The organism is Microbacterium maritypicum (genome assembly GCF_008868125.1).
In the GTDB taxonomy this organism is placed as follows: domain Bacteria; phylum Actinomycetota; class Actinomycetes; order Actinomycetales; family Microbacteriaceae; genus Microbacterium; species Microbacterium maritypicum.
On sequence record NZ_WAAQ01000001.1, the window covers coordinates 1,960,881 to 1,983,231 of the forward strand.

A 22,351-nucleotide genomic window follows, 5' to 3' on the forward strand; every position below is an offset into this window, starting at 1 on the left:
ATATTGAAAGAATGGACTCAGCCGACGAGATTGAGCTGCTACGCTCGCAGCTCATCCGCAAGTATTGCCGCCCGAGTGAGCATAGCGGCATGAGGCGGATAGGATTCTCGGATGCTCTTCGTGGACGACCGGCTCCCCTTCCGCCCGAAGAGGGTGCTGGTGGCAGGGGTGTCCGGGTCGGGGAAGACCACACTGGCAGGTCGCATCTCGGAGATGTGGGACCTTCGTCACATCGAGATCGACGGCCTGTTCCACGGGGCGAACTGGACTCCGAGGGCCGAGTTCCTCGACGACGTGCGCGCCTTCGCCGCCGAAGATCGATGGGTCACCGAATGGCAGTACACGAGCAAGGGCACCGACGCGATCCTCGCACCGCGCGCCCAGCTCGCGCTCTGGCTCGACTACCCCTACCGTGTGGTGCGCGGCCGTCTGGTGCGGCGCACCCTGGCCCGAGGCGTCCTGCGGCGAGAGCTCTGGAACGGCAACCGCGAGAAGGGACCGTGGAACCTCCTCAACCGCGATCCCGAGGAGAACATCCTGGCGTGGCAGAGGGCGACACTGCACAAATGGGACGAGCGCTTCCCGGAGATGCAGGAGCGCTTCCCGCACCTCACCGTCGTGCGGCTGCGGCATCCGCGGGAGACGGAGCGATGGCTGCGGTCTCAGGCCGACGCGTCAGGAGTGTCGATCGCGCCGCCGAAGCGGCGGTCCCGGGCGAGGTAGACGCCGATCGCCCGCCACAGTTCCTCACGTGAGAAGTCGGGCCAGAGCGTGTCGAGGAACACCATCTCGGCGTATGCCGACTCCCACAGCAGGAAGTTCGAGGTGCGCTGCTCCCCCGAGCTGCGCAGGAACAGATCGACGTCCGGCATGTCGGGCACGTAGAGGTTCCGACGGATCATCTTCTCGCTGATCGCCTTGGGCTTCACCCGCCCGGCGGCGACGTCTTCGGCGATGGCCCGCATCGCATCGACGAGCTCGACCCTGCCGCCGTAGTTCACACACATCGTGAGGGTGAGCACGTCGTTGTCGCGGGTCAGCTGCTCGGCGTACTGCAGCTCCTTGATGACGCTCCCCCACAGCCGGGGCTTGCGGCCGGCCCAGCGGATGCGCACGCCCCATTCGTTGAGCTGGTCACGACGGCGATGCAGCACATCGCGGTTGTAGCCCATGAGGAAGCGGACCTCTTCCGGAGAGCGCGCCCAGTTCTCGGTGGAGAAGGCATAGACCGAGAGGTGCTTCACTCCCGCCTGTATCGCGCCGGCGACTACGTCGAGCAGCACCTCCTCGCCCGCTTTGTGTCCTTCGATGCGAGTGAGTCCCTGGCGGTTGGCCCAGCGTCCGTTCCCGTCCATCACGATCGCGACGTGAGCGGGTACGGCGCGGAACGCGGGCGGATAGACGCCCGTCCAGTCCAGCGGGCGATAGGCCACGGCGTCTTTGTGCGTGTACGGCTTCGGGCTCACCGTTCTCCTCCTGAAGTGATGTCGGACACGTGGGCGAGCGAGCGGATGCCGCGCTCCAGGTGCCATTGGGCGTAGGCGGAGACGAGTCCGGACGCAGCGGCGGTGTCGGCGTGCGGAGCGGCGTCGATCACGTCCCACTCCCCCGCGATGAGAGATCGGAGCAGGCCCAGTGTCTTCTCGGCGACGCGCGGGCTGCCGGCGGGGGCACAGTTCTGGCACACCACGCCGCCCAGCTGCGCGACGAACCGCGAGTGCGGCCCTGGTGTGCCGCACCGTGCGCACTCGTCGAGCGAGGGCGCCCACCCAGACAGCGACATGACCCGCAGGAGGTACGAATCGAGGATGCTCCGGGCGACGTGCTCACCGCGCGATAGCGCCCGCAGTCCACCCACGAGGAGCAGGTACTGGTCGGGAGTCGCCTCCGCGTCGCTCAGGCGATCGGCGGTCTCGACCATGGCGTTCGCCGCGGTGAAGCGGTCGTAGTGCGCGGCGATGTCCGTTCCGTAGGAGCCGAGCGACTCGGCCTGCTGCACGATATCGAGGGAGCGGCCCTGGTAGAGCTGCACGTCGGCCACCATGAACGGCTCGAGCCTGGCACCGAATTTCGACGACGTCCGGCGCACGCCCTTGGCCACCGCCCTGACCTTGCCGTGGCGTCGCGAGAGCATCGTGACGATGCGATCCGCCTCACCGAGTTTGTGGGTGCGCAGGATCACCGCTTCGTCTCGATAGGTGGGCACCCTTCGATTATCCTCCGTGCGCGAGAATGGACGCGTGACCGAACCGCTCTTCACCATTCCGCTGTGGGCGGACCTGCTCGGCGTCGGCCTCGGCGGGGTCCAGGGCGCGATGTTCGCATCGGGGTTCCAGGGCCAGCGTCGGCTCGATTGGCTGGGTGTCGCCATCATCGGCATCATGATCGGCATGGGCGGAGGTCTGATCCGCGACATCCTGCTCGGACAGACGCCCGCGACGCTCCAGAACCAGTGGTATCTGGTGACAGCAGGCGGCGCCGCGCTCCTCGGGATGCTGCTGTCCGGCCTCTTCACCCGCCTGAACACGGCGATCGTCGTGCTCGATGCCGTGGTGATCGGCATGTTCGGCGCTTTCGGGACGAGCAAGGCCCTCGCATTCGGCATCCCCGAGGTGCCGGCCGTCTTCATCGGCGTCTGCGCCGCCGTCGGCGGCAGCGTGCTCCGCGACATGCTGATGGGCTTGCCGACCGCGATCATGCACGTCGGCTCGCTCTACGCTGTGGCCGCCGGCGCGGGGTGCACGTTCATCGTGATCGCCGTGGCGCTGGGGATGCCGATCACACTCGCCGCGGTCGTCGGCATCGCGGTCACCGCTGTCATCCGGGTCCTCGCCGTGACCTTCGACGTCTCCCTGCCGGAGCAGCGGCGGATCTACCGTCGCAAGGTCGCCGCCGAGACGGGTGCCATCGCGATCGTCAAGCCCGGCATCGACCTCTGACGCGGGCGGCATCCCGAGCCCGGCTCACGCCGTGACGACGAGGAGACCGCACGCGCCGACGTGCCCTGCGCGGACGACCGTCAGCGCAGATGCAGGCGACGGCGGCCGGGATCCGCAGGGGATTCCGGCCGCCGCCTGTGCGTGGACGATCAGACCGCCGCGAGCTCCTGCTGACGCGTGCGGATCGAGCGGTTCACTCCCGACACGATCGCCTTGAGCGACGCCGTCGAGATGTCGCCGTCGATGCCGACGCCCCACAGACGCTGGTCACCGACCTGCAGTTCGACGTAGGCCGCGGCCTGCGCGTCACCGCCGGCGCTGAGAGCGTGCTCGACGTAGTCGTACACCGTGATGTCGAAGCCCTGTGCGCGCAGCACCTCGACGAAGGCAGCGACCGGACCGTTGCCGTTGCCGGTGACAGACACCTGCTGGTCGTCGTCGCGCAGCACGACGTCGAGCACGACGTCGCCGGACATGTCGCTGCGGGTCTGCGTCGCGAGCAGTTCGAAGCGTCCCCACTTGGCCGCGGTGTCGGCGGCGGGCAGATACTCGTCGTTGAAGATCGACCAGATCTGGTCGCTCGTGACCTCGCCGCCCTCGGCATCGGTCTTCGCCTGTACGACACCGGAGAACTCGATCTGCAGCTTGCGGGGCAGGTCGATGGCGTGGTCGGCCTTCAGCAGGTAGGCGACGCCGCCCTTGCCGGACTGCGAGTTGACGCGGATGACGGCCTCGTACGAACGCCCCAGATCCTTCGGATCGATGGGCAGGTACGGCACCGCCCACTCGATGTCGTCGACCGTGACCCCCTCGGCCTCCGCACGAACCGCCATGGCCTCGAAGCCCTTCTTGATCGCGTCCTGGTGCGATCCGCTGAACGCGGTGAAGACCAGGTCGCCCGCCCACGGGCTGCGCTCGGGCACCGGCAGCTGGTTGCAGTACTCGACCGTGCGCTTGACCTGGTCGATGTCGCTGAAGTCGATCTGCGGGTCGATGCCCTGGGTGAACAGGTTGATGCCCAACGCGACGATGTCGACGTTGCCCGTGCGCTCTCCGTTGCCGAACAGGCAGCCCTCGATGCGATCGGCACCGGCCATGTAGCCGAGCTCAGCGGCAGCGATCGCGGTACCGCGGTCGTTGTGCGGGTGCAGCGACAGGATCACGTTCTCGCGATGCGCGAGGTGGCGGCTCATCCACTCGATCGAGTCGGCGTAGACGTTGGGCGAGGCCATCTCGACGGTCGCCGGCAGGTTGATGATGACCTTGCGGTCGGGGGTGGGCTCGAAGACCTCGATCACCTGGTTGCAGATGTCGACGGCGAACTCGAGCTCGGTGCCGGTGTAGCTCTCTGGCGAGTACTCGTAGTAGACCTTCGTGTCGGGAATGGTCTTCTCGAACTGACGACACAGGCGTGCGCCCTCGAGCGCGATGTCGATGATGCCCTGCTTGTCGGTGCGGAACACGACTTCGCGCTGCAGCACGCTCGTGGAGTTGTAGAGGTGCACGATGGCCTGCTTCGCGCCGGCGATCGACTCGTAGGTGCGGGCGATGAGGTGCTCACGAGCCTGGGTCAGCACCTGGATCGTGACGTCGTCCGGGATCAGGTTCTCTTCGATGAGCTGGCGGACGAAATCGAAGTCCGTCTGGCTCGCCGAGGGGAAGCCGACCTCGATCTCCTTGTACCCCATGCTGACGAGCAGCTCGAACATCACGCGCTTGCGCTCGGGCGACATCGGGTCGATCAGGGCCTGGTTGCCGTCGCGGAGGTCGACCGCGCACCAACGGGGCGCCTCGGTGATGCGGGCGTCGGGCCAAGTGCGGTCAGGCAGGTGGACGTTGATCTGCTCGTGGAACGGCCGGTACTTGTGGATCGGCATCGCGGACGGGCGCTGAGTGTTCTGCATGATGGGGCTTCTTCTCTTCGTCAAGATGAACGGGCCAACACAAGCGCCGCGACGAGGAAGGCCCTAGCTTTAGGACTCGTCGCGGCAGCTAAGAAGAAGCAGACCGCCGAAAGGCATGAGGTCATGGTAGCAGGGATGCCATCGCGGTTTCGACGAGTGTGAGACGATCCGGACGGTGTCGACACTTGCCGGTATGAGCACATCTCAGCGTCGTCTGGCCATCGCCGCGGCCTCAGCCGTCGGCCTCCTGTTCCTGAGCGCGTGCACGTCGGGCCCCGGAAGCTCCGCGGCCCCTACGAGCACGACAGTGCCCTCCGACCAGCGCCTAGAGAACGTCCGCCCCGATCTCCCTGACGGGCGCGTCATCGGGGTGGGCACGGTGCTGGACGTGGCAGGCGACGTGCAGCTGTGCATGGGCGCGATCAGGGAGTCGTACCCTCCGCAGTGCAGCGGAGTCCCTCTCGACGACTGGTCCTGGGAGGGCGTGGAGGGAAGCGAGTCCAGCGGGGAGACCACCTGGGGCGCATATGCGGTGTATGCGACCTTCGACGGCGAGCGACTCACCAACACCGACGCGCCCATCATGCTCGCGCTGTACGACCCGATCGCCCCGGAGGATCCGACAGGCGGGGTCGACGGCGCGACGCCGAGCGATGAGCTCACCCGGATCCAGGACGACATCTCCGCACGTCTCGGCGAGGAGGCACTCGCTCTCCGCACCGATCGCGGGTACGTCTGGCTGAGTGTCGTGTGGGATGACGGGAGCATGCAGGATGCCGTCGATGCGGAGTACGGTGACGACGTCGTGATCGTGGCCTCCGCGCTCCGCGAGATCGACTGATCTACGGGACCAGCGCGAGCTTGCCGCCGGGATGCCCGGTGGCGAGAAGCCGATGCGCCACGGGTGCCTCGCCCAGGGCAAAGGCGCGGGCTACGGGGACGACGAGATCGCCGTTCTGCGCCAGGGCGATCAGCTCGCTGCGTACCTCGTCGCGGAAGCGGGCGCTTTCGGGCATCGAACCCGCGATGAACGTGATGCCGTCGGTCGCGGCTCTACCGGCAGCGGCGATCGTGACGATCCGCCGACGGTCTCGGACGAGCTCGAGGGACACGTCGACAGCCTCGGTCGTCCCCACCGCATCCAGCGCCGCGGCGATCAGATCGCCTGCCAGATCGCGCACGCGATCAGCGAGCCCGGGCCCGTACTCCACCGGAATGCCCCCGAACCGTCGTACCTCGTCGAAGCGGGTCTCGCTCGCCGTTCCGATGACGCGGATGCCGCGGAGGCGCGCCTGCTGCAACACGCTCATCCCGACAGCGCCGGAAGCGCCATGGAGAAGGATCGTCTCCCCCGGCGCCGCACCGGTGACGGCGAGCATCTCCGCGGCGGTCGTGCCGACTAGCAGCAGGTTCGCCGCCTCAGGATGCGTGAGAGTCGACGGCTTCGCGAACACCTTCTCGGCGGGTACGGTGATCTCTGTCGCGTAGCCGCCGCGCACGCGGAAGGCGATGACCTCGTCACCGATGTCGACGGCGCCCGAACCGATCCGGGTGTCCGCGCCGATCGCCGAGACCTCCCCCGAGATCTCGTACCCGATCGGGACGGGCAGTTCGGCGCCCGGGCGGGCGGCAGCCACATGCTTCGCGTCTGCGGGATTCACCCCCGCGGCGAGGACACGGATCGTGACCTCGCCCGTTTCGGGAGCAGGGACGTCGTGTTCGACGAACTCCCACGTCTCAGGAGGGCCCCACGCCGTCGCCAGCCATCGCCAAGCCATCATCATCCCTTCGCGAGGACGTGTCGAGCATCACCCCGAGAGCTCGAGAGCTCGAGAGCTGCTCAGAGCACGCACCTGATGGAGTTCGGAGTTCCTGCGACGTTCGTCCAGCCTCCCGCATTCGCGGTCGCCAGCACCGTCGTGCCGTTTCGAGCTTGTGCATAGCCCGTGCTGCGGGCATTGGCCAAGGAACGCATGGCGTACTGAGACGAGTTCGGTACGGGGAGACTCGTCGAGCAGGCGCCCCAACTGACATACATATTCACCAGGGACGCGGAAGTATAGGCGCAGATCTTGCCGGTAGCACAGCTCCCAACTGATCGGGCCGCCAGCCCCGCGGAGCCCAGCACCCGCAGATCCATGTCCCACTCCGCCCAGTAGGCGTGGGTGGCATCGACCGCCACGCCGCCGGGTATCTCTTCCAGGGCCTGGGCGATGTCCGGATGGAGGTCAGCCACGTCCGTGCTCGCGCTCGCCATCGGCGGCGCGACCATGGCCGCCAGAAGCACCGCGATCGTCATCGCGGCAAGACCGGTCAAATGTTCACTCCGCCGCACCTTCACCCAGACCCCACATGCGATAACCCGTCACTGCCCCGACGGGGGCCCCTCCGACGTCACGCAGGGCTATGGTCTCCAGCCCGACGATCCGCCCGGTGTCAGCCGATACGAGAAGCACGTTGCTCGCGTCACCGTCTCCCGACACCATCCGCATCCCTAGAACGGAACGGCCGAGTCGGTCGGTCGCGATGCCGAGTCCCTCGACTCCCGCCGTGTTCTCGACGATGGACAGGAGTTCGGCATGCTGCGCGTTGGTGAGAGTCCACTGCTCGATGAGCGATGTGATCGCCGTGGCGACCTCGAACGCGTTCGGCGAATCCGGCATCCCGAATGCGTGGAGCGCCGCCATGAGCTCATCGTGCGACGCACCCGGTGCCTCCGGAACCGGCGTGCTGAACTCTCCTGGTGCCATCACGAGATCCATGGTCACCTCACCGCTGCTGCGGACCTCGGCGCTGTTGTTCGCGACGGCGTCAGTGGATTCATACGGCACGCCGGCGTACATCACCACCCGCCCGGAGAGATCCGCGTTCCAGGTGAGCACAGAGAACTGCGGCGTGATCTTCGCGTCATCGAGAGAGAGGGTCCACGATGCGGCGCGCACGTGACGCTCCGGTTCCGCGGGCCCCGGAACCGCCGCGAGATCGACCTCGGCGGCATCGACGATCTCCGCAACCGTCTCCGATTCACCGAAGGCCAACGGAGACGGAGTCCCTGCGACCGCGGCTCCCGTGGGCATCATCAGCGTGAAGGCCACCGCAGCGCATGCGGCCGCGGCGACGAGACCCGAAGCCCATCCGACAGCACGCACTCGACGACGACTCGGTGCCGTGCTCGTGCGGAGGATGCGGTCACGTGTGGCAAGCGCCCGCGCATCGGGCGCAGCGTCACGGGGCGTCGGCGCGGGGTCGGCTTCGCTCAGCATCCGTTCGAGCACGGCGTTCTCAGTCATCACCCGTTGTCGCCCCCTCCAGGCCCAGCTCCGCGCACAGGCGATGCCGCGCGCGTCCCAGCGTCTTGCGCACTCGGTACTCGGAAGCGCGCATCAACTCCGCGATCTCCCCCACCGTGAGTCCGTCCCAGTACGTGAGCATGATGATACGCCGCTGAGCTGGGGTGAGGACAGACAAGGCCCGGAGGACTTCGACGCGGTTCCGTTGATCCGGCGGAGCATCATCCCATGAGAGTCCCAGATGCACCGCGTCGAGCGCGCCATACGGAGTGGACGATCGACCCGAACGCGCACGTAGCCGCCGATCCGCGGCGCGCAGCAGCCAGACGCGACTGGGCGGTCGCGCGGGTCTGAGCTTCTTCCACGCGAGAAGGAACACCTCCGAGACGATCTCGGTGACTTCCTCCTCCGCACCGACCACACCCTCGATGTGATGGCGCACTGCCGCCCAGTGCTCGTCGAACACTCGGGTGAAGACCTCGGTGCGCAGCGGATCCGGGTCTTCGCTGCGACCGCTCATGTCGCCGGGGTCGGCGGTCTTCCCGCCGCCATCGACGTGGTGCCGGACGTCATCTCAGAATCCGAGCCTGCCCAGCTGCTTCGGATCGCGCTGCCATTCCTTCGCGACCTTCACATGCAGCCCGAGGAACACGCGTGTCCCCAGCAGCTCTTCGATCCCGACACGCGCGCGTGCACCCACCTCGCTGAGCCGCTTTCCCTTATGCCCGATGATGATCGCCTTCTGGCTGTCCCGTTCGACCACGATCGAGGCATGCACGTCGGTCAGGTCGGTGCCCTCCCGGGGTGCGATGTCGTCGATCACGACGGCGATCGAGTGCGGAAGCTCATCGCGCACGCCCTCGAGGGCGGCCTCGCGGATCATCTCCGCGATCCGATCCTCTTCCGACTCGTCGGTCGTGATGCCCTCCGGATACAGCGCAGGACCCTGCGGCATCAGCGAGAGGATCTCGTCAGAGAGCACGTCGAGCTGCTCACGGGTCAGTGCAGACAGCGGGATGACCGCGGCCCAGTCCTCCCGGAGCGAGTCGACCTCCATCAGCCGCTCGGTGACCTCGTCGCGCCCGGCCGCATCCATCTTGGTCACGATCGCGATCTTCTTCGCGCGCGGGTAGCCGTCGAGGGAGGCGGCGATCCGCCGGTCTCCGGGGCCGACCTTCTCGTTGGCGGGTACACAGAAGCCGATCACGTCGACGTCGCCCAGCACCTGCTCGACGAGATCGTTGAGCCGCTCGCCGAGCAGCGTACGCGGCTTGTGGATGCCGGGGGTGTCGACGATGACGAGCTGCCCCTCCGGCCGGTTGACGATTCCGCGGATCGCCCGACGCGTCGTCTGCGGCTTCTCGCTGGTGATCGCGATCTTCTCGCCGACGAGCGCGTTGGTGAGCGTCGACTTCCCGACATTGGGGCGGCCGACGAAGGTCACGAACCCGCTTCGAGTGTCGTCAGTCATCGTCTCGATCTCCTTCATCCTGCGCATCGTCGGGTTCCCCCGCCGCACGTTCCACGAACACCGTCGCGATCCCTCGCCCACGACCGCGCGATGCGCCGCCCGTGAGCACCAAGCCTTCCACGGTGGCCGTCGCCCCGGGCTGCGGAACCTGTCCCAGCGCCTTGCCGAGCAGCCCGCCGATCGAATCGACGTCCTCGTCCTCGAGCTCGAGACCGAACAGGTCGCCGACATCCTCGAGCGAGAGTCGGGCGCTCACGCGGTATCGCCCGTGACCGAGATCGACGAATTCCGCCGATACCTGATCGTACTCGTCGGAGATCTCGCCGACGAGTTCCTCGATCAGATCCTCCAGAGTGACCAGGCCAGAGATCCCCCCGTGCTCGTCGATCACCAGACACACGTGCACGGCGTCGCGCTTCATCTGCTGCAGGAGCGTCTCCGCGCGCATCGACTCGGGGACGAAGGTCGCAGGGCGGGCGATCGGCCGGATGGACGCCGCGCGCCACGCACTGTCGTCGCGGTACGCGAACTGCACGAGATCCTTGAGGTACAGCACTCCGACGACGTCGTCGGCATCGTCATCGACGACGGGCATTCGGGACACACCGCGGTTCAGGAAGAGCGACATCGCCTCGTCCGTGGTCGCCGTCGCATCGACCGTGACCATCTCCGTGCGGGGCACCATCACGGCGCGGACGAACTGATCGGTGAAGTCGAAGACCGAGTGGATGAGATCGCGGTCGTCCTCCTCGATGAGGTCGTTCGACGCCGCCTCGTCGACCATGCTGAGCAGTTGGTCCTCGCTGGTGAAGGAGCTGCGGCCCGTGCCGGGCGTCACGCGGTTGCCGAGCAGGACGAGCCCCTGTGCAAGCGGCCCGAGGAAGATACGGAGGCCTCGCACGATCGAGGCCGTGCCGCGGATCATCGCCTCGGCGTGCTGGCGACCGAACGACCGAGGACTCGCTCCCACGAGCACGAACGTGATGGCCGTCATGAGGACGGCGGCGGCGAGCATCGCCCACCAGTTGTTCTCGATCAGGATCGTGAATGCCACCGTCACGAGCACGGCCGCTGTGACCTCCGCGAGCACGCGGATGAAGGCCACGGCGTTCACGTGCGCGTCGAGGTCAGCGGCGATGCGACCCAGCGCCTTGGCTCTGCGACCCTCTGTCGCCATGTCGGCGAGCCCGGCGCGCGATGTGACTCCGTATGCGGCGTCGATCGCAGACATGAGACCGCCGAACGCCACCAGCAGAACGGCGGCGATCAGGAGGAGAGCCGCGGTCATCGCCGGCGTTCAGCTGCGGCGAAGCCCTGGATCAGCTCCTTCTGCAGCCCGAACATCTCACGCTCCTCGTCGGGCTCGGCGTGATCGAAACCGAGGAGGTGCAGCAGCCCGTGAGTGGTGAGCAGGATGAGCTCGTCCATCAGGGTGTGCCCCGCAGCCTGCGCCTGCGTCTCAGCCACCTGCGGGCAGAGCACGATGTCGCCGAGCAGGCCGGGAGCCGTCGGACGGTCCTCGGTTCCGGGACGCAGCTCGTCCATCGGGAAACTCAGCACGTCGGTGGGACCGGGCTCATCCATCCACTGCACGTGGAGGGCTTCCATGGCTCCCTCGTCGACGAGGACGATCGCCACCTCGGCATCCGGGCTGACGTGCAGCTGCGCGAGGTTGAAGTCCGTCAGCCGCTGCAGCACGGCCTCGTCGACGTCGATGGCCGACTCGTTGTTGATCTCGATCATGAGAGTCCTCGTTTCGGCGCGCGGTCACGCGGTCCTGGTCGTTGTGCTCCCCTGCGCTCGGCCCGATTGGCGAACTCGGCCGCCTGTTCGCGCTCGAACCGCTGCGCGGTGCGTTTCTCGTCGTATTCGCTGTACGCGTCGACGATGCGTCCGACCAGCGAATGCCGCACGACGTCGTCACTCGTGAGCCGGGAGAAGTGGATGTCGTCGATGCCGTCGAGCACGCGGGTCACCAGGCGGAGTCCCGAGGATCCCTGCGGAAGGTCGACCTGCGTGATGTCACCGGTAACGACCATCCGCGTGCCGAAGCCGAGACGGGTCAGGAACATCTTCATCTGCTCGGGGGTGGTGTTCTGCGCCTCGTCGAGCACGACGAAGGAGTCGTTGAGGGTACGGCCGCGCATGTAGGCGAGAGGTGCCACCTCGATCGTGCCGGTCGCCATGAGGCGCGGGACGATCTCCGGGTCCATCATCTCGTTGAGCGCGTCGTACAGCGGGCGCAGGTACGGATCGATCTTGTCGGTCAGGGTGCCGGGAAGGAAACCGAGCCGCTCCCCCGCCTCGACGGCGGGACGCGTGAGGATGATGCGGGTGACCTCTTTGCGCTGGAGCGCCTGCACGGCCTTCGCCATCGCGAGGTAGGTCTTGCCGGTACCGGCGGGACCGATGCCGAACACGATCGTGTTCTCCTCGATCGCGTCGACGTACTCCTTCTGCCCGAGGGTCTTCGGACGGATGACCTTGCCGCGGGTCGTCAGGATGGCCTCGCCCAGGACCTCGCTCGGACGCGGGCCCCCCTCCTGCCGCAGCATGCGTGCTGAGCTGGAGACATCGCTCGGGGCCAGATCATGCCCTGCCCTGGTCATCTCGAGAAGCTCTTCGACCAGTGTCTTCGCCTTCGCGACCGCATCGGCGGTGCCGCTGAGTGTGATCTCGTTGCCGCGCACCAGCACCTGGACGTCACGGTGCTCCTTCTCCAGCATCCGCAGAAGCCGGTCCTGCGGCCCGAGCAGCTGGACCATCGCGACGCCGTCGGCGTAGATCTTCTCGACCGCCTCGGGAGGCTGGCCGCCGAGGCTCCGCTCCTGGGGTTCGTGGTTCTCAGGCACCGACGCTCTTCTCGGTCAATCCGCCGGCCAGCACATGCGCGTGGACGTGGAAAACGGTCTGTCCGGCGTTGGCGCCGGTGTTGAAGACGAGGCGGAAGTCGCCGTCTTCGGTGTGCTCCTTGGCGAGCGTCCCCGCGAAGGCGATCATCTCGGCCAGCAGAGCGGGATCCCCCGCAGCGAGTTCGGTGACATCGCGGTACTCCGCGGACTTCGGCACCACGAGCAGATGCACCGGTGCCTGCGGGGCGATGTCGCGCAGAGCGAAGAGGCGGTCGGTCTCGCCGATGATCTCGGCAGGGATCTCCCCGTTCAGAATGCGCGTGAAGATCGAGGTGTCCGTCATGCCGACAAGTCTACTGACCACAGCGACCCCGCAGCCGTGAGCCCGTCGTCGTGTGCTCGCGGTGCCGTCACCATCGCCCGAGCGCGACCGACAGCACGGCGATCGCGGCAGGTCCCGCCGTCGAGGTGCGCAGCACCGTGTCGCCGAGGAGCACACGTTCGGCCCCCGCCTCCGTCAACCGGCGGAGCTCCTCCTCGGAGATCCCTCCCTCCGGCCCCACGACCAGCACCAGGTCACGGTCGTCCGGCTCGATCTCCGAGAGTCGCACGGGCGCGGTCGGATCGAGCAGCAGAACGCGTTGCTCACGCGCCCGCTCGGCGAGCTGCGCGGTCGACACCGGCGCGACGACGTCGGGGAGCCAGGCGCGGTGAGCCTGCTTGGCGGCCTCGCGCACGATGGTCGCCCAACGTTCGCGCCCCTTCACCGCCTTCGGTCCCTCCCAGCGCGACACGCTCCGGCTCGCCTGCCAGGGCACGATCTCGTCGACGCCGAGTTCGCACGCGGCCTGCACGGCGAGCTCGTCGCGATCGCCCTTCGCCAGCGCCTGGACCAGGACGATCCGGGGCGTGTGCGCAGGATGCTCGACGCGCTCCGCGATGCGCACATCGACGCGAGCGGGAGACACCTCCTCGGCGGTCCCGGCCAACCACACTCCGGCACCGTCGCCGACCGTGACCGCCTCGCCGACGCGAAGTCGTCTCACGACGGCTGCGTGCTTCGCCTCGGCCCCGGTCAACGACACGAGGTCGCCGACGGCGGCATCCGTCGACGACTCGACGAGGAAATGCAGTGCCATGATCAGTGGCTGCGGAAGCGGTCGCGGAGCTTGGAGAAGAGTCCCTGCTGGAACTGTGCCAACTGCGGCTCGGGCGACTTCGCCTTCTTCGCGAAATCCTCGATGAGCGCCCGCTGCGCGGAATCCAGCCGCGTGGGGGTGAGCACCTGCACGCCGACGCGCAGGTCGCCCCGCTGCGTGCCACGAAGCGGGGTGATGCCCCGGCCCTTGATCGTGAGCACGTCGCCGGACTGCACGCCGGGGCGGATCTCGAGGTCGACCTCGCCGTCGAGCCCCTGGATCTTGGTCTCGGTGCCGAGGATCGCATCCGTCATGGACACCTCCAAGGTCGCGAGCAGGTCGTCGCCGTCACGGCTAAAGGCCGCGTGCGGGTTGACCGTCACCTCCACATAGAGGTCTCCGTTCGGTCCGCCCGCCTTGCCGACCTCGCCGGAGCCGGGCAGCTGCAGACGGAGCCCGGTCTCGACGCCGGCCGGGATGTCGAGCGACACCGTACGGCGCGAACGCACACGGCCCTGGCCGCCGCAGGTGCCACAGGGGTACGGGATCGTCGTGCCGTAGCCCTCGCAGGTGCCGCAGGGCTGGGAGGTGACGACGTTGCCGAGCAGGCTGCGAACCTGACGCTGCACGTGACCGGAGCCGCCGCAGATGTCGCAGGTGACCGGGGAGGTGCCCTCCTGGCAGCACGAACCCTGACACGTCTCGCACAGCACCGCCGTGTCGACGTCGATGTCACGGTGCGCTCCGAACACGACGTCGCCGAGATCGAGCGTCACGCGGACGAGGGCATCCTGGCCCCGCTCTCGGCGTGAACGCGGACGCGCACCGCGTCCGCCGCCCTGCGAGGCGCCGAAGAACGTCTCGAAGATGTCGCCGAACCCGCCGAAGCCGCCGAAGTTCCCCGCAGCGCCGTCTCCGCCGCCCATGTCATAGCGTCGGCGGGAGTCGTCGTCGCTGAGCACGTCGTACGCGTGCGTGACGAGCTTGAACTTCTCCGCAGCGTCTTCTCCCGGGTTCACATCCGGGTGCAACTGCCGTGCGAGACGTCGGTACGCCTTCTTGATCTCGTCGGTGGAAGCGTCTCGGGACACCCCGAGAACCTCATAGTGGTCCGCCACGATCGCCTTTCTGCGTGTGTACTGTCGGCGACCGCGTCAGCGGCCGGCCTCGTCTTCATCGAGCATCCGCGACAGGTAGCGGGCCACGGCCCGCGCTGCGGCGAGGTTGCTCGGGTAGTCCATGCGCGTCGGCCCCATCACGCCGACGCGCGCCGTGCCACTGGGCGCGGCGTAGTTGCTGGCGACGATCGACGCCTCACCGAGCCCGAACGGGGCGTTCTCGGTGCCGATGCTGGCGGCGAGCCCGTGCTCGTCCGTCACCATCTCACTCATCAGACGCAGCAGCGTGACCTGCTCCTCGATGGCTTCGAGGAGGGGGTGGATGCTGCCGCGGAAGTCCTGCTCCCGGCGCGCGAGGGTCGCCGCTCCCGCCATCACCAGACGCTCCTGGCGGAATCCGCCGAGCTCGTCCACGACGACACCGGCGAGCGTGCGCAGCACCGCATCCTGGGGCTTCTCCTCGGCGGCCAGCAACGCCTGCAGACGGTCGGAGGCCTCGCCGATGCCCTGACCGGTGATCAACGCGGACAGTCGGGCGCGAAGCACCGCCATATCGGCGTCGTCGATCGCCTCCGGGAGGACGGCCATGCGCTGAGAGACTCCACCCGCATCCGTCACCAGCACGATGAGAAGCCGATTCGGCGCCAGCGCGACCAGCTCGACGTGCGTGACGTGCGCGCGCGCGAAGGAGGGGTATTGGGCGAGCGCGACCTGTCCTGTCAGCTGGGTGAGCACCCGCACCGTGCGGACCATCAGGTCATCGAGGTCGGCAGGCTCGCCGAGGAACGACTCGATCGCCGAGCGCTGAGCCGACGAGAGCGGTCGCAGCTGGGCGAGGTGATTCACGAACACCCGATAGCCCTTGTCGGTGGGCACGCGCCCTGACGAGGTATGCGGAGCCGTGATGAGCTCTTCGTCCTCGAGCAGCGCCATGTCGTTGCGGATCGTCGCCGCGGAGACGCCGAAGGAGTGCCGGTCGACGATGGATCGGCTGCCGACGGGCTCGTGGGTCTCGACGTAGTCCTGCACGATCGCGCGGAGAACCTGGAGTCCTCGCTCTGTGACCATCACCCTTCCCTTCCGCTGGCACTCGGACGTTCAGAGTGCCAATCCTACCCCGTGCAGCTCGGGATTCTCCGTACCTCGGACGCACGACCCTATGATGACGCTCATGACCACCTCGCCCCAGGCCACCTTGTCGAGCGGCATCGTCCGCGGCACCGAGGAGGCCGGGATCATCCGCTACCTCGGCATTCCCTACGCGCAGGCGCCGTTCGGGGAGAACAGGTTCCGCGCGCCGCGTCCGGCCGTGGACTGGGAAGGGGTGAGAGATGCGACGCGGTTCGGCCCGACCCCTCCCCAGGTTCCCTACGCCGGTGCCATCGGCGAGCTGCTGGGCTCCGTGCGCATCGACGGCGACGACATCCTCACCGCGAACGTGTGGGCGCCATCGGACGCTTCCGGTGCGCCGGTGCTGCTGTGGATCCACGGCGGCGCCTTGGAACGAGGCACCGCTGCGCTGCCCCTCTACGACGGCACGGTCTTCGCCACGGCGGGCATCGTCTTCGTCTCGATCAACTACCGACTGGGTTCGGAGGGTTTCTCGGTGTTGGAGGGCGCGCCCCGAAACCTCGGTCTGCGCGATGCCGCCGCCGCGCTGGAGTGGGTGCACCGTGAGATCAGCGCGTTCGGCGGTGATCCGGCGCGGATCACCGCGATGGGCGAGTCGGCCGGCGGAGCGATCGTCGCCGGCCTCCTCGCTCGCGACAGCTCCCGCGAGCTGATCAGCAGGGCCATCATCGAATCAGGACCGCTCCAGGCGCAGACGGCGCGGAAGGCGGGACGGGTGACCGCACAGCTCGCGAAGCGGCTCGGGGTACGAGCGGACCGCGAGTCCTTCGCGGCGCTGACACCCGAGCAGCTCCTGGAAGCGCGGAGGGCGCAGGCCGCGGGGTCGTCGCCGCTCGGCGGAGCACCGGGCTTCCAGTTCGCGATCGACCCCGACAGCCTTCCCCGGTCGCCGCACGAGGTTCTCGCAGAGATCGACACTCCTCTACTCATCGGCAGCAACACCGACGAGTATCGGCTCTGGTTCCCACCCGAGGCGCTCGCGGGCATCAGCGAGTTCAAGATGCAAGCCGCCCGGATCGTCTCCCGGATTCCCCGGCGCGCGGTCGCCGAGTACCGCTCGGCCTTCCCCGGAGCGATCACCGGAGAGATCTTCGGGCAGCTCGTCACCGACATGATGCTGCGGGCGCCCCTGAGTCGGGTGGCGGCCGCTCGCCCAGACGCGACGCACGTCTACGAGTTCGCATGGCCGAGTCCGGTCCGAGACCTGCGTGCGGCCCACGCGCTGGAACTCGGCTTCGTTTTCGACCGGCTTGAGGATGCCGAGGCCCAGCGCATGGCCGGCCCTGACGCTCCCCGTGGACTCGCCGCCGAGATGAACGCCGCGTGGGTCGCGTTCGTGACCACGGGCGACCCCGGCTGGCCCGCGTACGGATCGGGTCGCCGGGCGCGACTCTTCGATGCGGACAGTACGACGGTGGCGCAGCGACGAACAGCCGCGATGGATCTGCTCCCCGGCTGACGGCGGCCGTCGGTCAGTCGGTCAGTTCGCGAACCACGGCGTCGGCGAGAAGGCGACCGCGCAGGGTCAGCCGGATGCGTCCCTGGAGCGCCGCGACCGGGTCGATGAGCCCGTCGGCCATGAGCCCGGCGACTCTGCTCCGGTTCGCGCTCGGCACGTCATCGACCGCGATCCCCTCGCGGATGCGGCTGAGCAGCAGGATGCGCTCGAGCGTGCGCGACTCGTCGTCCGGGCGCTCGGTTCCGGCTGCCGGCGATTCGGCTGCCGCGAGACGCTGCGCGTAGGCGGCCGGGTGCTTCACGTTCCACCAGCGCAGACCGGCGACGTGGCTGTGCGCACCGGGACCGAAGCCCCACCAGTCGCTCCCCCGCCAGTACGCGAGGTTGTGGCGGGAACGGCGATCGGGCGTGCGCGCCCAGTTGCTCACCTCATACCAGTCGAAGCCGCCGTCCGCGAGACGGGCATCGGCGAGCTCGTACATGTCGGCCTGGAGGTCGTCATCCGGAGTCGGAACCTCGCCGCGGCGGATCTGGCGGGCGAGCTTCGTGCCGTCCTCGATGATGAGCGCGTAGGCGGAGATGTGGTCGGGTTCGAGCACCAGCGCGGCATCGAGGGAGGCCTCCCAGTCGGACAGCGACTCCCCCGGGGCCCCGTAGATCAGGTCGACGCTCACCGCGAGCCCCGCGTCCTTCGCTGCGGCGACGGCGGTGCGCACGTTCTCCGGGCGATGGGTGCGATCGAGCGCGGCGAGCACGTGCGGAACAGCCGACTGCATGCCGACCGACATCCTCGTGACTCCGGCTCGCGCCAGAGTGCGGGCCACCTCGGGCGTCACGGTGTCGGGATTCGCCTCGACCGTGACCTCCGCTCCATCGGCGAGGCCGAAGGCACCGGTCACCGCTTCGAGCATGCGCGCGAGGTCACCTGCGGGAAGAAGAGTCGGCGTACCGCCGCCGAAGAAGACCGTGTCCATCGGCCGCAGCGCTCCCGCGTCGCCCAGCACTCGACGGGCGAGCGCGATCTCGGAGATCAGGGTCGACGCGTAGTCCTCCTGCTTCGCCCCGCGCAGTTCGGTCGACGTGTAGGTGTTGAAGTCGCAGTACCCGCAGCGCACAGTGCAGAACGGAATGTGCAGATACGCGGAGAACGGCACCGTCGTATCGATCGGAAGATCGGCCGGCAGGTGCCCGTCCACGGGCGCGGGGTCTCCGAGAGGAAGCGGTCCCGCCATCAGAGCGGGGTCGCGTAGAGCGGGGAGATCGCCCGGAGGTAGCGTGCGAAGAGCTCACGGCGGCGACGCTTCACGAGCGCCGGAATCGTGCGGTAGAGAAGACCGTTCGGCGCGTCGAACGCGCGGACGGTGAACCACACCTCGTCGTTGTCCTCGCGCCAGTCCACATCGAAGGACTCCTCGCCGCTGACCACCGATCCGCCGACCGTCCCGAGGACGAAGCCGACGCGTCGGGTCTCCTCCGTGACGGAGATCACTCGCAGCTCGGAATCGGCGCGCATGCCGGCGACGCGTCCTCGAAGGTGCAGCGTCATCCCCGCCCCGACGAAGGGCATGCCCTCCGCGTCGTAGCGGGGCTCGACGTCGCGCTTGCTCGGCGCGATCGGATTGCCTTCGGCATCGAAGCTCACGCCCGCATAGGCAGGCCCTGGCGCAGGACGCACGTCTTCCACCGACAGTCCGGCCGCACGCTGCGCGGTCCACGACAGAAGGGCTTCACCGGCGGTCTGGAAACGTTCGACACCGCTGCCGATGCGCCAGGACTCCTCCGCCGGGATGCTGCGCTCCGGCGGGTACTGCATCAGGTCGGGCGCATGGGTCGCACCCACGGCCGCATAGTCCACCGTGTCGTCTCGGAAAGTCCCGCGCCGCATGACTTCCACCCTACTTCGCGTTACCTGAGCGAACACCCCCACGCGCCGCGGGGCGTCATATCCCCCGGGCGCGATCGAGGCTCGCTACTTCTTGTCCTTGCCTTCGACGTCGCCCGAGAGCGCGGCGATGAACGCCTCCTGGGGGACCTCGACGCGGCCGACCATCTTCATGCGCTTCTTGCCCTCTTTCTGCTTCTCGAGGAGCTTGCGCTTGCGGGTGATATCACCGCCGTAGCACTTGGCGAGCACGTCCTTGCGAATAGCGCGGATCGTCTCGCGCGCGATGATGCGGGCACCAATCGCGGCCTGGATCGGCACCTCGAACTGCTGGCGAGGGATGAGCTTGCGCAGACGCTCGGCCATCATCGTGCCGTAGGCGTAGGCCTTCTCACGGTGGACGATGGAGCTGAACGCGTCGACCTTCTCGCCCTGGAGGAGGATGTCGACCTTCACGAGGTCGGCTTCCTGCTGCCCTGAGGGCTCGTAGTCGAGCGAGGCGTAGCCCTGCGTCTTCGACTTGAGCTGGTCGAAGAAGTCGAACACGATCTCGCCGAGCGGCATGTTGTAGCGCAGCTCGACGCGCTCCTCGGAGAAGTACTCCATGCCGAGCAGCGTTCCACGACGCGACTGGCACAGCTCCATGACCGTGCCGACGTAGTCCTTGGGCAGCAGGATCGCCGCCTTGACCATCGGCTCCGACACCGAGCCGATGCGCCCGTCGGGATACTCGCTCGGGTTGGTCACGGTGACGGTCTCGCCGGTGTCGCTCGTCAGTACCTCGTAGATCACGCTGGGCGCGGTCGTGATGAGGTCGAGGTTGAACTCGCGGGCCAGACGCTCGGTGATGATCTCGAGGTGCAGCAGTCCGAGGAAGCCGCAGCGGAAACCGAAACCGAGCGCGACCGAGGTCTCCGGCTCGTACACGAGGGAAGCGTCGGAGAGCTTGAGCTTGTCGAGGGCCTCGCGCAGCTCGGCGTAGTCGCTGCCGTCGATCGGGTACAGCCCGGAGAAGACCATCGGCTTCGGGTCGGTGTATCCCGGCAGGGCCTCGGATGCCGGCTTCCGCGACGTGGTGATGGTGTCGCCGACCTTCGACTGGCGCACATCCTTCACACCTGTGATGAGGTAGCCCACCTCGCCGACGCCGAGCCCCTTGGTCGGAGTCGGCTCCGGGCTCGACACGCCGACCTCGAGGGCTTCGTGGTTCGCTCCGGTGGACATCATCTGGATGCGCTCGCGCGGTGACAGGCTTCCGTCGACCATGCGCACGTAGGTGACCACACCGCGGTAGGCGTCGTACACCGAGTCGAAGATCATCGCGCGGGCCGGAGCATCCGCGTCGCCGGTCGGCGCGGGGATCTCCTGGACCAACCGGTCGAGCAGCTCTTCGACGCCGACACCGGTCTTGCCCGAGACGCGCAGCACGTCCTCCGGCTTGCCGCCGATGAGTGAAGCCAGCTCCTTGGCGTACTTCTCCGGGTCGGCGGCCGGCAGGTCGATCTTGTTGAGCACCGGGATGATGTGCAGGTCGTTCTCGAGCGCCAGGTAGAGGTTCGCGAGAGTCTGCGCCTCGATGCCCTGTGCCGCGTCGACGAGCAGGATCGCTCCCTCGCAGGCCGCGAGCGAACGCGAGACCTCGTAGGTGAAGTCGACGTGACCGGGCGTGTCGATCATGTTCAGAGCGACGGTCTGACCATCGAGCTCCCACGGCATCCTGACCGCCTGGCTCTTGATGGTGATGCCGCGCTCGCGCTCGATGTCCATGCGGTCGAGGTACTGCGCACGCATGTCGCGATCGGAGACGACTCCGGTGATCTGGAGCATGCGGTCGGCGAGCGTCGACTTGCCGTGATCGATGTGGGCGATGATGCAGAAGTTACGGATCTGCGCAGCCGGCGTCGCAGCAGGCTGAAGAGGAGTGAGAGCGCGTGGGGACATGTCCACTCGATTCTACGGTCAGGGGAGGCTAATCCCCGATTCGGCCATACCGGTGATAGTCTCCCGAAGTTGCCAGGGAAAATCCGTGACACCGGATCCCGCAAGCGATAAGACTCCGTCATACACCCCGTGATGGTCGTCGCGTCGCAGAGTTCGGTGGATGGCGATTGTGTATCCAACTGACTCAGCGTTGCGTCGGCAGATCCCGAGCGCGTCTGTAGAAGAGAAAGACTGACCCCCCTTGATCAAGTACCTCCTGCGCCGAGCACTCGGCTGGCTGCTCATGATCGTGGTCGCCACGAATCTCACGTTCTTCCTGGCGTGGGGCTTCCTGGATCCGCGCAGCAACTACGTCGGGCGCCGACCTCCGCTTTCCCCGGAGCAGATCGACAACGTCCTCATCCCCCGCAACCTCAGCGACACGGTTCCGCTGATCGAGCGGTGGTGGAACTGGTTCAGCGGCATCCTGATCCGCTGGGACTGGGGTGTGAGTCCCACCGGTCAGTCGGTGAACGAGCAGGTCTCGTACCGCATGTGGGTCAGCGCCGAGCTCGTTCTCGGGGCCACGATCATCGCGGCGGTGCTCGGCATCTGGCTCGGTGTCTACACCGCCTCGCGTCAGTACAAGCTCGCCGACCGCATCGGCCAGGCGACCTCGATCATCACGATGAACGTGAACATCATCGTCGCCGGACTCGCCGTGGTGCTCCTCGCGATCTCCCTCAACGAGTGGACCGGCGTCCGCATCTTCTACGTCACCGGCTCCTCGAGCCCCGGCGTCACCGGCTTCTTCCCCGTGCTGGTCGACACCCTGCAGCACCTCACGCTGCCCACGATCGCGCTCGTGATCGTCGGCTACGCCCAGTACCACTTCCTGCAGCGGTCGCTGCTGCTGGACAACATCAACGCCGACTACGTGCGCACCGCCCGGGCCAAGGGGCTGACCAAGGCGCAGGCGGTCCGCAAGCACGCCCTGCGCACGTCGCTCATCCCGGTCGCGACGCAGGTCGCGTTCACGATCCCGACGATCTTCACCGGCGCGATCCTGACGGAGCGCATCTTCGCCTGGCAGGGCATGGGGCGGTACTTCCTCGACACCATCAACAACAACGACATCAACGGCGTCGTCGCCGTCGCCGCCTTCGGCGCCGTGCTGACAGCGATCGGTGCGGTGCTCGCCGACATCATCGTCGTCGTTCTCGACCCGCGAGTGAGGGTGAGCTGAT

The 22,351-nt window shown here is 67.6% G+C and carries 23 protein-coding genes; 5 read left to right on the forward strand and 18 right to left on the reverse strand.

Annotated features, from left to right (window positions below):
* Positions 1-111: 111 nt before the first annotated feature.
* A complete protein-coding gene (locus F6W70_RS09495; RefSeq protein ID WP_151486474.1) occupies positions 112-723 on the forward strand; it encodes a P-loop NTPase family protein in 612 nt (203 codons plus the stop codon).
* On the opposite strand, the gene F6W70_RS09500 is transcribed toward F6W70_RS09495, so the two are convergent.
* Both F6W70_RS09500 and recO read right to left on the reverse strand, forming a co-directional pair.
* Positions 663-1,466 (reverse strand): isoprenyl transferase, encoded by an 804-nt coding sequence (locus tag F6W70_RS09500; protein WP_055867699.1) that lies wholly within the window; start codon positions 1,464-1,466, stop codon positions 663-665. The genes F6W70_RS09495 and F6W70_RS09500 overlap by 61 nt on opposite strands.
* Complete coding sequence (recO, locus tag F6W70_RS09505) at positions 1,463-2,206, reverse strand: DNA repair protein RecO (RefSeq protein WP_055867697.1); 744 nt, start codon at positions 2,204-2,206, stop codon at positions 1,463-1,465. The genes F6W70_RS09500 and recO overlap by 4 nt, the downstream gene beginning before the upstream one ends.
* A 34-nt stretch (positions 2,207-2,240) precedes the next feature.
* Here recO and F6W70_RS09510 point away from each other — a divergent pair, with 34 nt between their 5' ends.
* Positions 2,241-2,939 (forward strand): trimeric intracellular cation channel family protein, encoded by a 699-nt coding sequence (locus tag F6W70_RS09510; RefSeq protein WP_055869141.1) that lies wholly within the window; start codon positions 2,241-2,243, stop codon positions 2,937-2,939.
* A gap of 149 nt (positions 2,940-3,088) precedes the next feature.
* On the opposite strand, the gene leuA is transcribed toward F6W70_RS09510, so the two are convergent.
* Positions 3,089-4,843 carry a 2-isopropylmalate synthase gene (gene leuA / locus F6W70_RS09515; protein ID WP_127482268.1) on the reverse strand — a complete coding sequence of 585 codons (1,755 nt, stop codon included), beginning with the start codon at positions 4,841-4,843 and terminating at the stop codon, positions 3,089-3,091.
* Positions 4,844-5,036: 193 nt separating this feature from the next.
* Here leuA and F6W70_RS09520 point away from each other — a divergent pair, with 193 nt between their 5' ends.
* Positions 5,037-5,684 carry a hypothetical protein gene (locus F6W70_RS09520; RefSeq protein WP_256934339.1) on the forward strand — a complete coding sequence of 216 codons (648 nt, stop codon included), beginning with the start codon at positions 5,037-5,039 and terminating at the stop codon, positions 5,682-5,684.
* A gap of 1 nt (position 5,685) precedes the next feature.
* Here the strand turns inward: F6W70_RS09520 and F6W70_RS09525 are convergent, their stop codons facing one another.
* From F6W70_RS09525 to hrcA, 12 genes are all read right to left on the reverse strand, one after another.
* Positions 5,686-6,621 carry a quinone oxidoreductase family protein gene (locus tag F6W70_RS09525; RefSeq protein ID WP_151486688.1) on the reverse strand — a complete coding sequence of 312 codons (936 nt, stop codon included), beginning with the start codon at positions 6,619-6,621 and terminating at the stop codon, positions 5,686-5,688.
* 62 nt (positions 6,622-6,683) lie between these two features.
* Positions 6,684-7,160: a hypothetical protein gene (locus F6W70_RS09530; RefSeq protein WP_318278846.1), complete on the reverse strand. Its 477-nt coding sequence runs from the start codon at positions 7,158-7,160 to the stop codon at positions 6,684-6,686.
* Positions 7,161-7,164: 4 nt separating this feature from the next.
* Positions 7,165-8,133 carry a hypothetical protein gene (locus F6W70_RS09535; protein ID WP_151486476.1) on the reverse strand — a complete coding sequence of 323 codons (969 nt, stop codon included), beginning with the start codon at positions 8,131-8,133 and terminating at the stop codon, positions 7,165-7,167.
* Positions 8,126-8,653 (reverse strand): RNA polymerase sigma factor, encoded by a 528-nt coding sequence (locus tag F6W70_RS09540; protein ID WP_151486477.1) that lies wholly within the window; start codon positions 8,651-8,653, stop codon positions 8,126-8,128. The genes F6W70_RS09535 and F6W70_RS09540 overlap by 8 nt, the downstream gene beginning before the upstream one ends.
* Before the next feature lie 54 nt (positions 8,654-8,707).
* Positions 8,708-9,604 carry a GTPase Era gene (era, locus tag F6W70_RS09545; RefSeq protein ID WP_031206042.1) on the reverse strand — a complete coding sequence of 299 codons (897 nt, stop codon included), beginning with the start codon at positions 9,602-9,604 and terminating at the stop codon, positions 8,708-8,710.
* The gene (locus F6W70_RS09550) at positions 9,597-10,892 is read right to left on the reverse strand and encodes a hemolysin family protein (protein ID WP_151486478.1); all 1,296 of its coding nucleotides are present in this window, start codon (positions 10,890-10,892) and stop codon (positions 9,597-9,599) included. The genes era and F6W70_RS09550 overlap by 8 nt, the downstream gene beginning before the upstream one ends.
* Positions 10,889-11,347, reverse strand: coding sequence for an rRNA maturation RNase YbeY (gene ybeY, locus F6W70_RS09555; protein ID WP_017830368.1), 459 nt, complete (start codon positions 11,345-11,347; stop codon positions 10,889-10,891). Before ybeY ends, F6W70_RS09550 begins: the two co-directional genes overlap by 4 nt.
* Positions 11,344-12,369 carry a PhoH family protein gene (locus F6W70_RS09560; protein ID WP_229778869.1) on the reverse strand — a complete coding sequence of 342 codons (1,026 nt, stop codon included), beginning with the start codon at positions 12,367-12,369 and terminating at the stop codon, positions 11,344-11,346. Before F6W70_RS09560 ends, ybeY begins: the two co-directional genes overlap by 4 nt.
* A 79-nt stretch (positions 12,370-12,448) precedes the next feature.
* Positions 12,449-12,799, reverse strand: a complete 351-nt coding sequence (locus tag F6W70_RS09565; protein WP_017830366.1) for an HIT domain-containing protein — start codon at positions 12,797-12,799, stop codon at positions 12,449-12,451.
* A 67-nt stretch (positions 12,800-12,866) separates the two neighbouring features.
* Positions 12,867-13,595, reverse strand: a complete 729-nt coding sequence (locus F6W70_RS09570; protein ID WP_151486479.1) for a 16S rRNA (uracil(1498)-N(3))-methyltransferase — start codon at positions 13,593-13,595, stop codon at positions 12,867-12,869.
* 2 nt (positions 13,596-13,597) lie between these two features.
* Complete coding sequence (gene dnaJ, locus F6W70_RS09575; RefSeq protein WP_031206040.1) at positions 13,598-14,713, reverse strand: molecular chaperone DnaJ; 1,116 nt, start codon at positions 14,711-14,713, stop codon at positions 13,598-13,600.
* Positions 14,714-14,749: 36 nt separating this feature from the next.
* Complete coding sequence (hrcA, locus tag F6W70_RS09580; RefSeq protein WP_055872396.1) at positions 14,750-15,781, reverse strand: heat-inducible transcriptional repressor HrcA; 1,032 nt, start codon at positions 15,779-15,781, stop codon at positions 14,750-14,752.
* 103 nt (positions 15,782-15,884) lie between these two features.
* On the opposite strand from hrcA, the gene F6W70_RS09585 reads away from it, so the two are divergent.
* A complete protein-coding gene (locus tag F6W70_RS09585) occupies positions 15,885-17,303 on the forward strand; it encodes a carboxylesterase/lipase family protein (protein WP_318278847.1) in 1,419 nt (472 codons plus the stop codon).
* A 13-nt stretch (positions 17,304-17,316) separates the two neighbouring features.
* Here F6W70_RS09585 and hemW read toward each other — a convergent pair whose 3' ends face one another.
* The 3 genes from hemW to lepA all read right to left on the reverse strand — a co-directional run bounded on the left by hemW (position 17,317) and on the right by lepA (position 21,125).
* Positions 17,317-18,534: a radical SAM family heme chaperone HemW gene (gene hemW / locus F6W70_RS09590; protein ID WP_151486480.1), complete on the reverse strand. Its 1,218-nt coding sequence runs from the start codon at positions 18,532-18,534 to the stop codon at positions 17,317-17,319.
* On the reverse strand, positions 18,534-19,187 hold the full coding sequence (locus tag F6W70_RS09595) for a DUF1990 domain-containing protein (RefSeq protein ID WP_017830360.1): 654 nt from the start codon (positions 19,185-19,187) through the stop codon (positions 18,534-18,536). Before F6W70_RS09595 ends, hemW begins: the two co-directional genes overlap by 1 nt.
* An 84-nt stretch (positions 19,188-19,271) precedes the next feature.
* Positions 19,272-21,125: a translation elongation factor 4 gene (gene lepA / locus F6W70_RS09600; RefSeq protein ID WP_017830359.1), complete on the reverse strand. Its 1,854-nt coding sequence runs from the start codon at positions 21,123-21,125 to the stop codon at positions 19,272-19,274.
* Between the two features lie 241 nt (positions 21,126-21,366).
* On the opposite strand from lepA, the gene F6W70_RS09605 reads away from it, so the two are divergent.
* On the forward strand, positions 21,367-22,350 hold the full coding sequence (locus F6W70_RS09605; RefSeq protein WP_055867654.1) for an ABC transporter permease: 984 nt from the start codon (positions 21,367-21,369) through the stop codon (positions 22,348-22,350).
* Position 22,351 lies beyond the last annotated feature (1 nt).

Bases quoted from the DNA above. Each gene is read 5' to 3' on its own strand.
- lepA (WP_017830359.1), bottom strand. From the start codon at position 21,125: ATGTCCCCACGCGCTCTCACTCCTCTTCAGCCTGCTGCGACGCCGGCT.
- F6W70_RS09550 (WP_151486478.1), bottom strand. From the start codon at position 10,892: ATGACCGCGGCTCTCCTCCTGATCGCCGCCGTTCTGCTGGTGGCGTTC.
- leuA (WP_127482268.1), bottom strand. From the start codon at position 4,843: ATGCAGAACACTCAGCGCCCGTCCGCGATGCCGATCCACAAGTACCGG.
- hemW (WP_151486480.1), bottom strand. From the start codon at position 18,534: ATGGCGGGACCGCTTCCTCTCGGAGACCCCGCGCCCGTGGACGGGCAC.
- F6W70_RS09540 (WP_151486477.1), bottom strand. From the start codon at position 8,653: ATGAGCGGTCGCAGCGAAGACCCGGATCCGCTGCGCACCGAGGTCTTC.
- era (WP_031206042.1), bottom strand. From the start codon at position 9,604: ATGACTGACGACACTCGAAGCGGGTTCGTGACCTTCGTCGGCCGCCCC.
- F6W70_RS09585 (WP_318278847.1), top strand. From the start codon at position 15,885: ATGACCACCTCGCCCCAGGCCACCTTGTCGAGCGGCATCGTCCGCGGC.
- F6W70_RS09570 (WP_151486479.1), bottom strand. From the start codon at position 13,595: ATGGCACTGCATTTCCTCGTCGAGTCGTCGACGGATGCCGCCGTCGGC.
- F6W70_RS09560 (WP_229778869.1), bottom strand. From the start codon at position 12,369: ATGGTCCAGCTGCTCGGGCCGCAGGACCGGCTTCTGCGGATGCTGGAG.
- F6W70_RS09595 (WP_017830360.1), bottom strand. From the start codon at position 19,187: ATGCGGCGCGGGACTTTCCGAGACGACACGGTGGACTATGCGGCCGTG.
- F6W70_RS09535 (WP_151486476.1), bottom strand. From the start codon at position 8,133: ATGACTGAGAACGCCGTGCTCGAACGGATGCTGAGCGAAGCCGACCCC.
- F6W70_RS09525 (WP_151486688.1), bottom strand. From the start codon at position 6,621: ATGGCTTGGCGATGGCTGGCGACGGCGTGGGGCCCTCCTGAGACGTGG.
- hrcA (WP_055872396.1), bottom strand. From the start codon at position 15,781: ATGGTCACAGAGCGAGGACTCCAGGTTCTCCGCGCGATCGTGCAGGAC.
- F6W70_RS09495 (WP_151486474.1), top strand. From the start codon at position 112: ATGCTCTTCGTGGACGACCGGCTCCCCTTCCGCCCGAAGAGGGTGCTG.
- F6W70_RS09565 (WP_017830366.1), bottom strand. From the start codon at position 12,799: ATGACGGACACCTCGATCTTCACGCGCATTCTGAACGGGGAGATCCCT.
- ybeY (WP_017830368.1), bottom strand. From the start codon at position 11,347: ATGATCGAGATCAACAACGAGTCGGCCATCGACGTCGACGAGGCCGTG.
- F6W70_RS09520 (WP_256934339.1), top strand. From the start codon at position 5,037: ATGAGCACATCTCAGCGTCGTCTGGCCATCGCCGCGGCCTCAGCCGTC.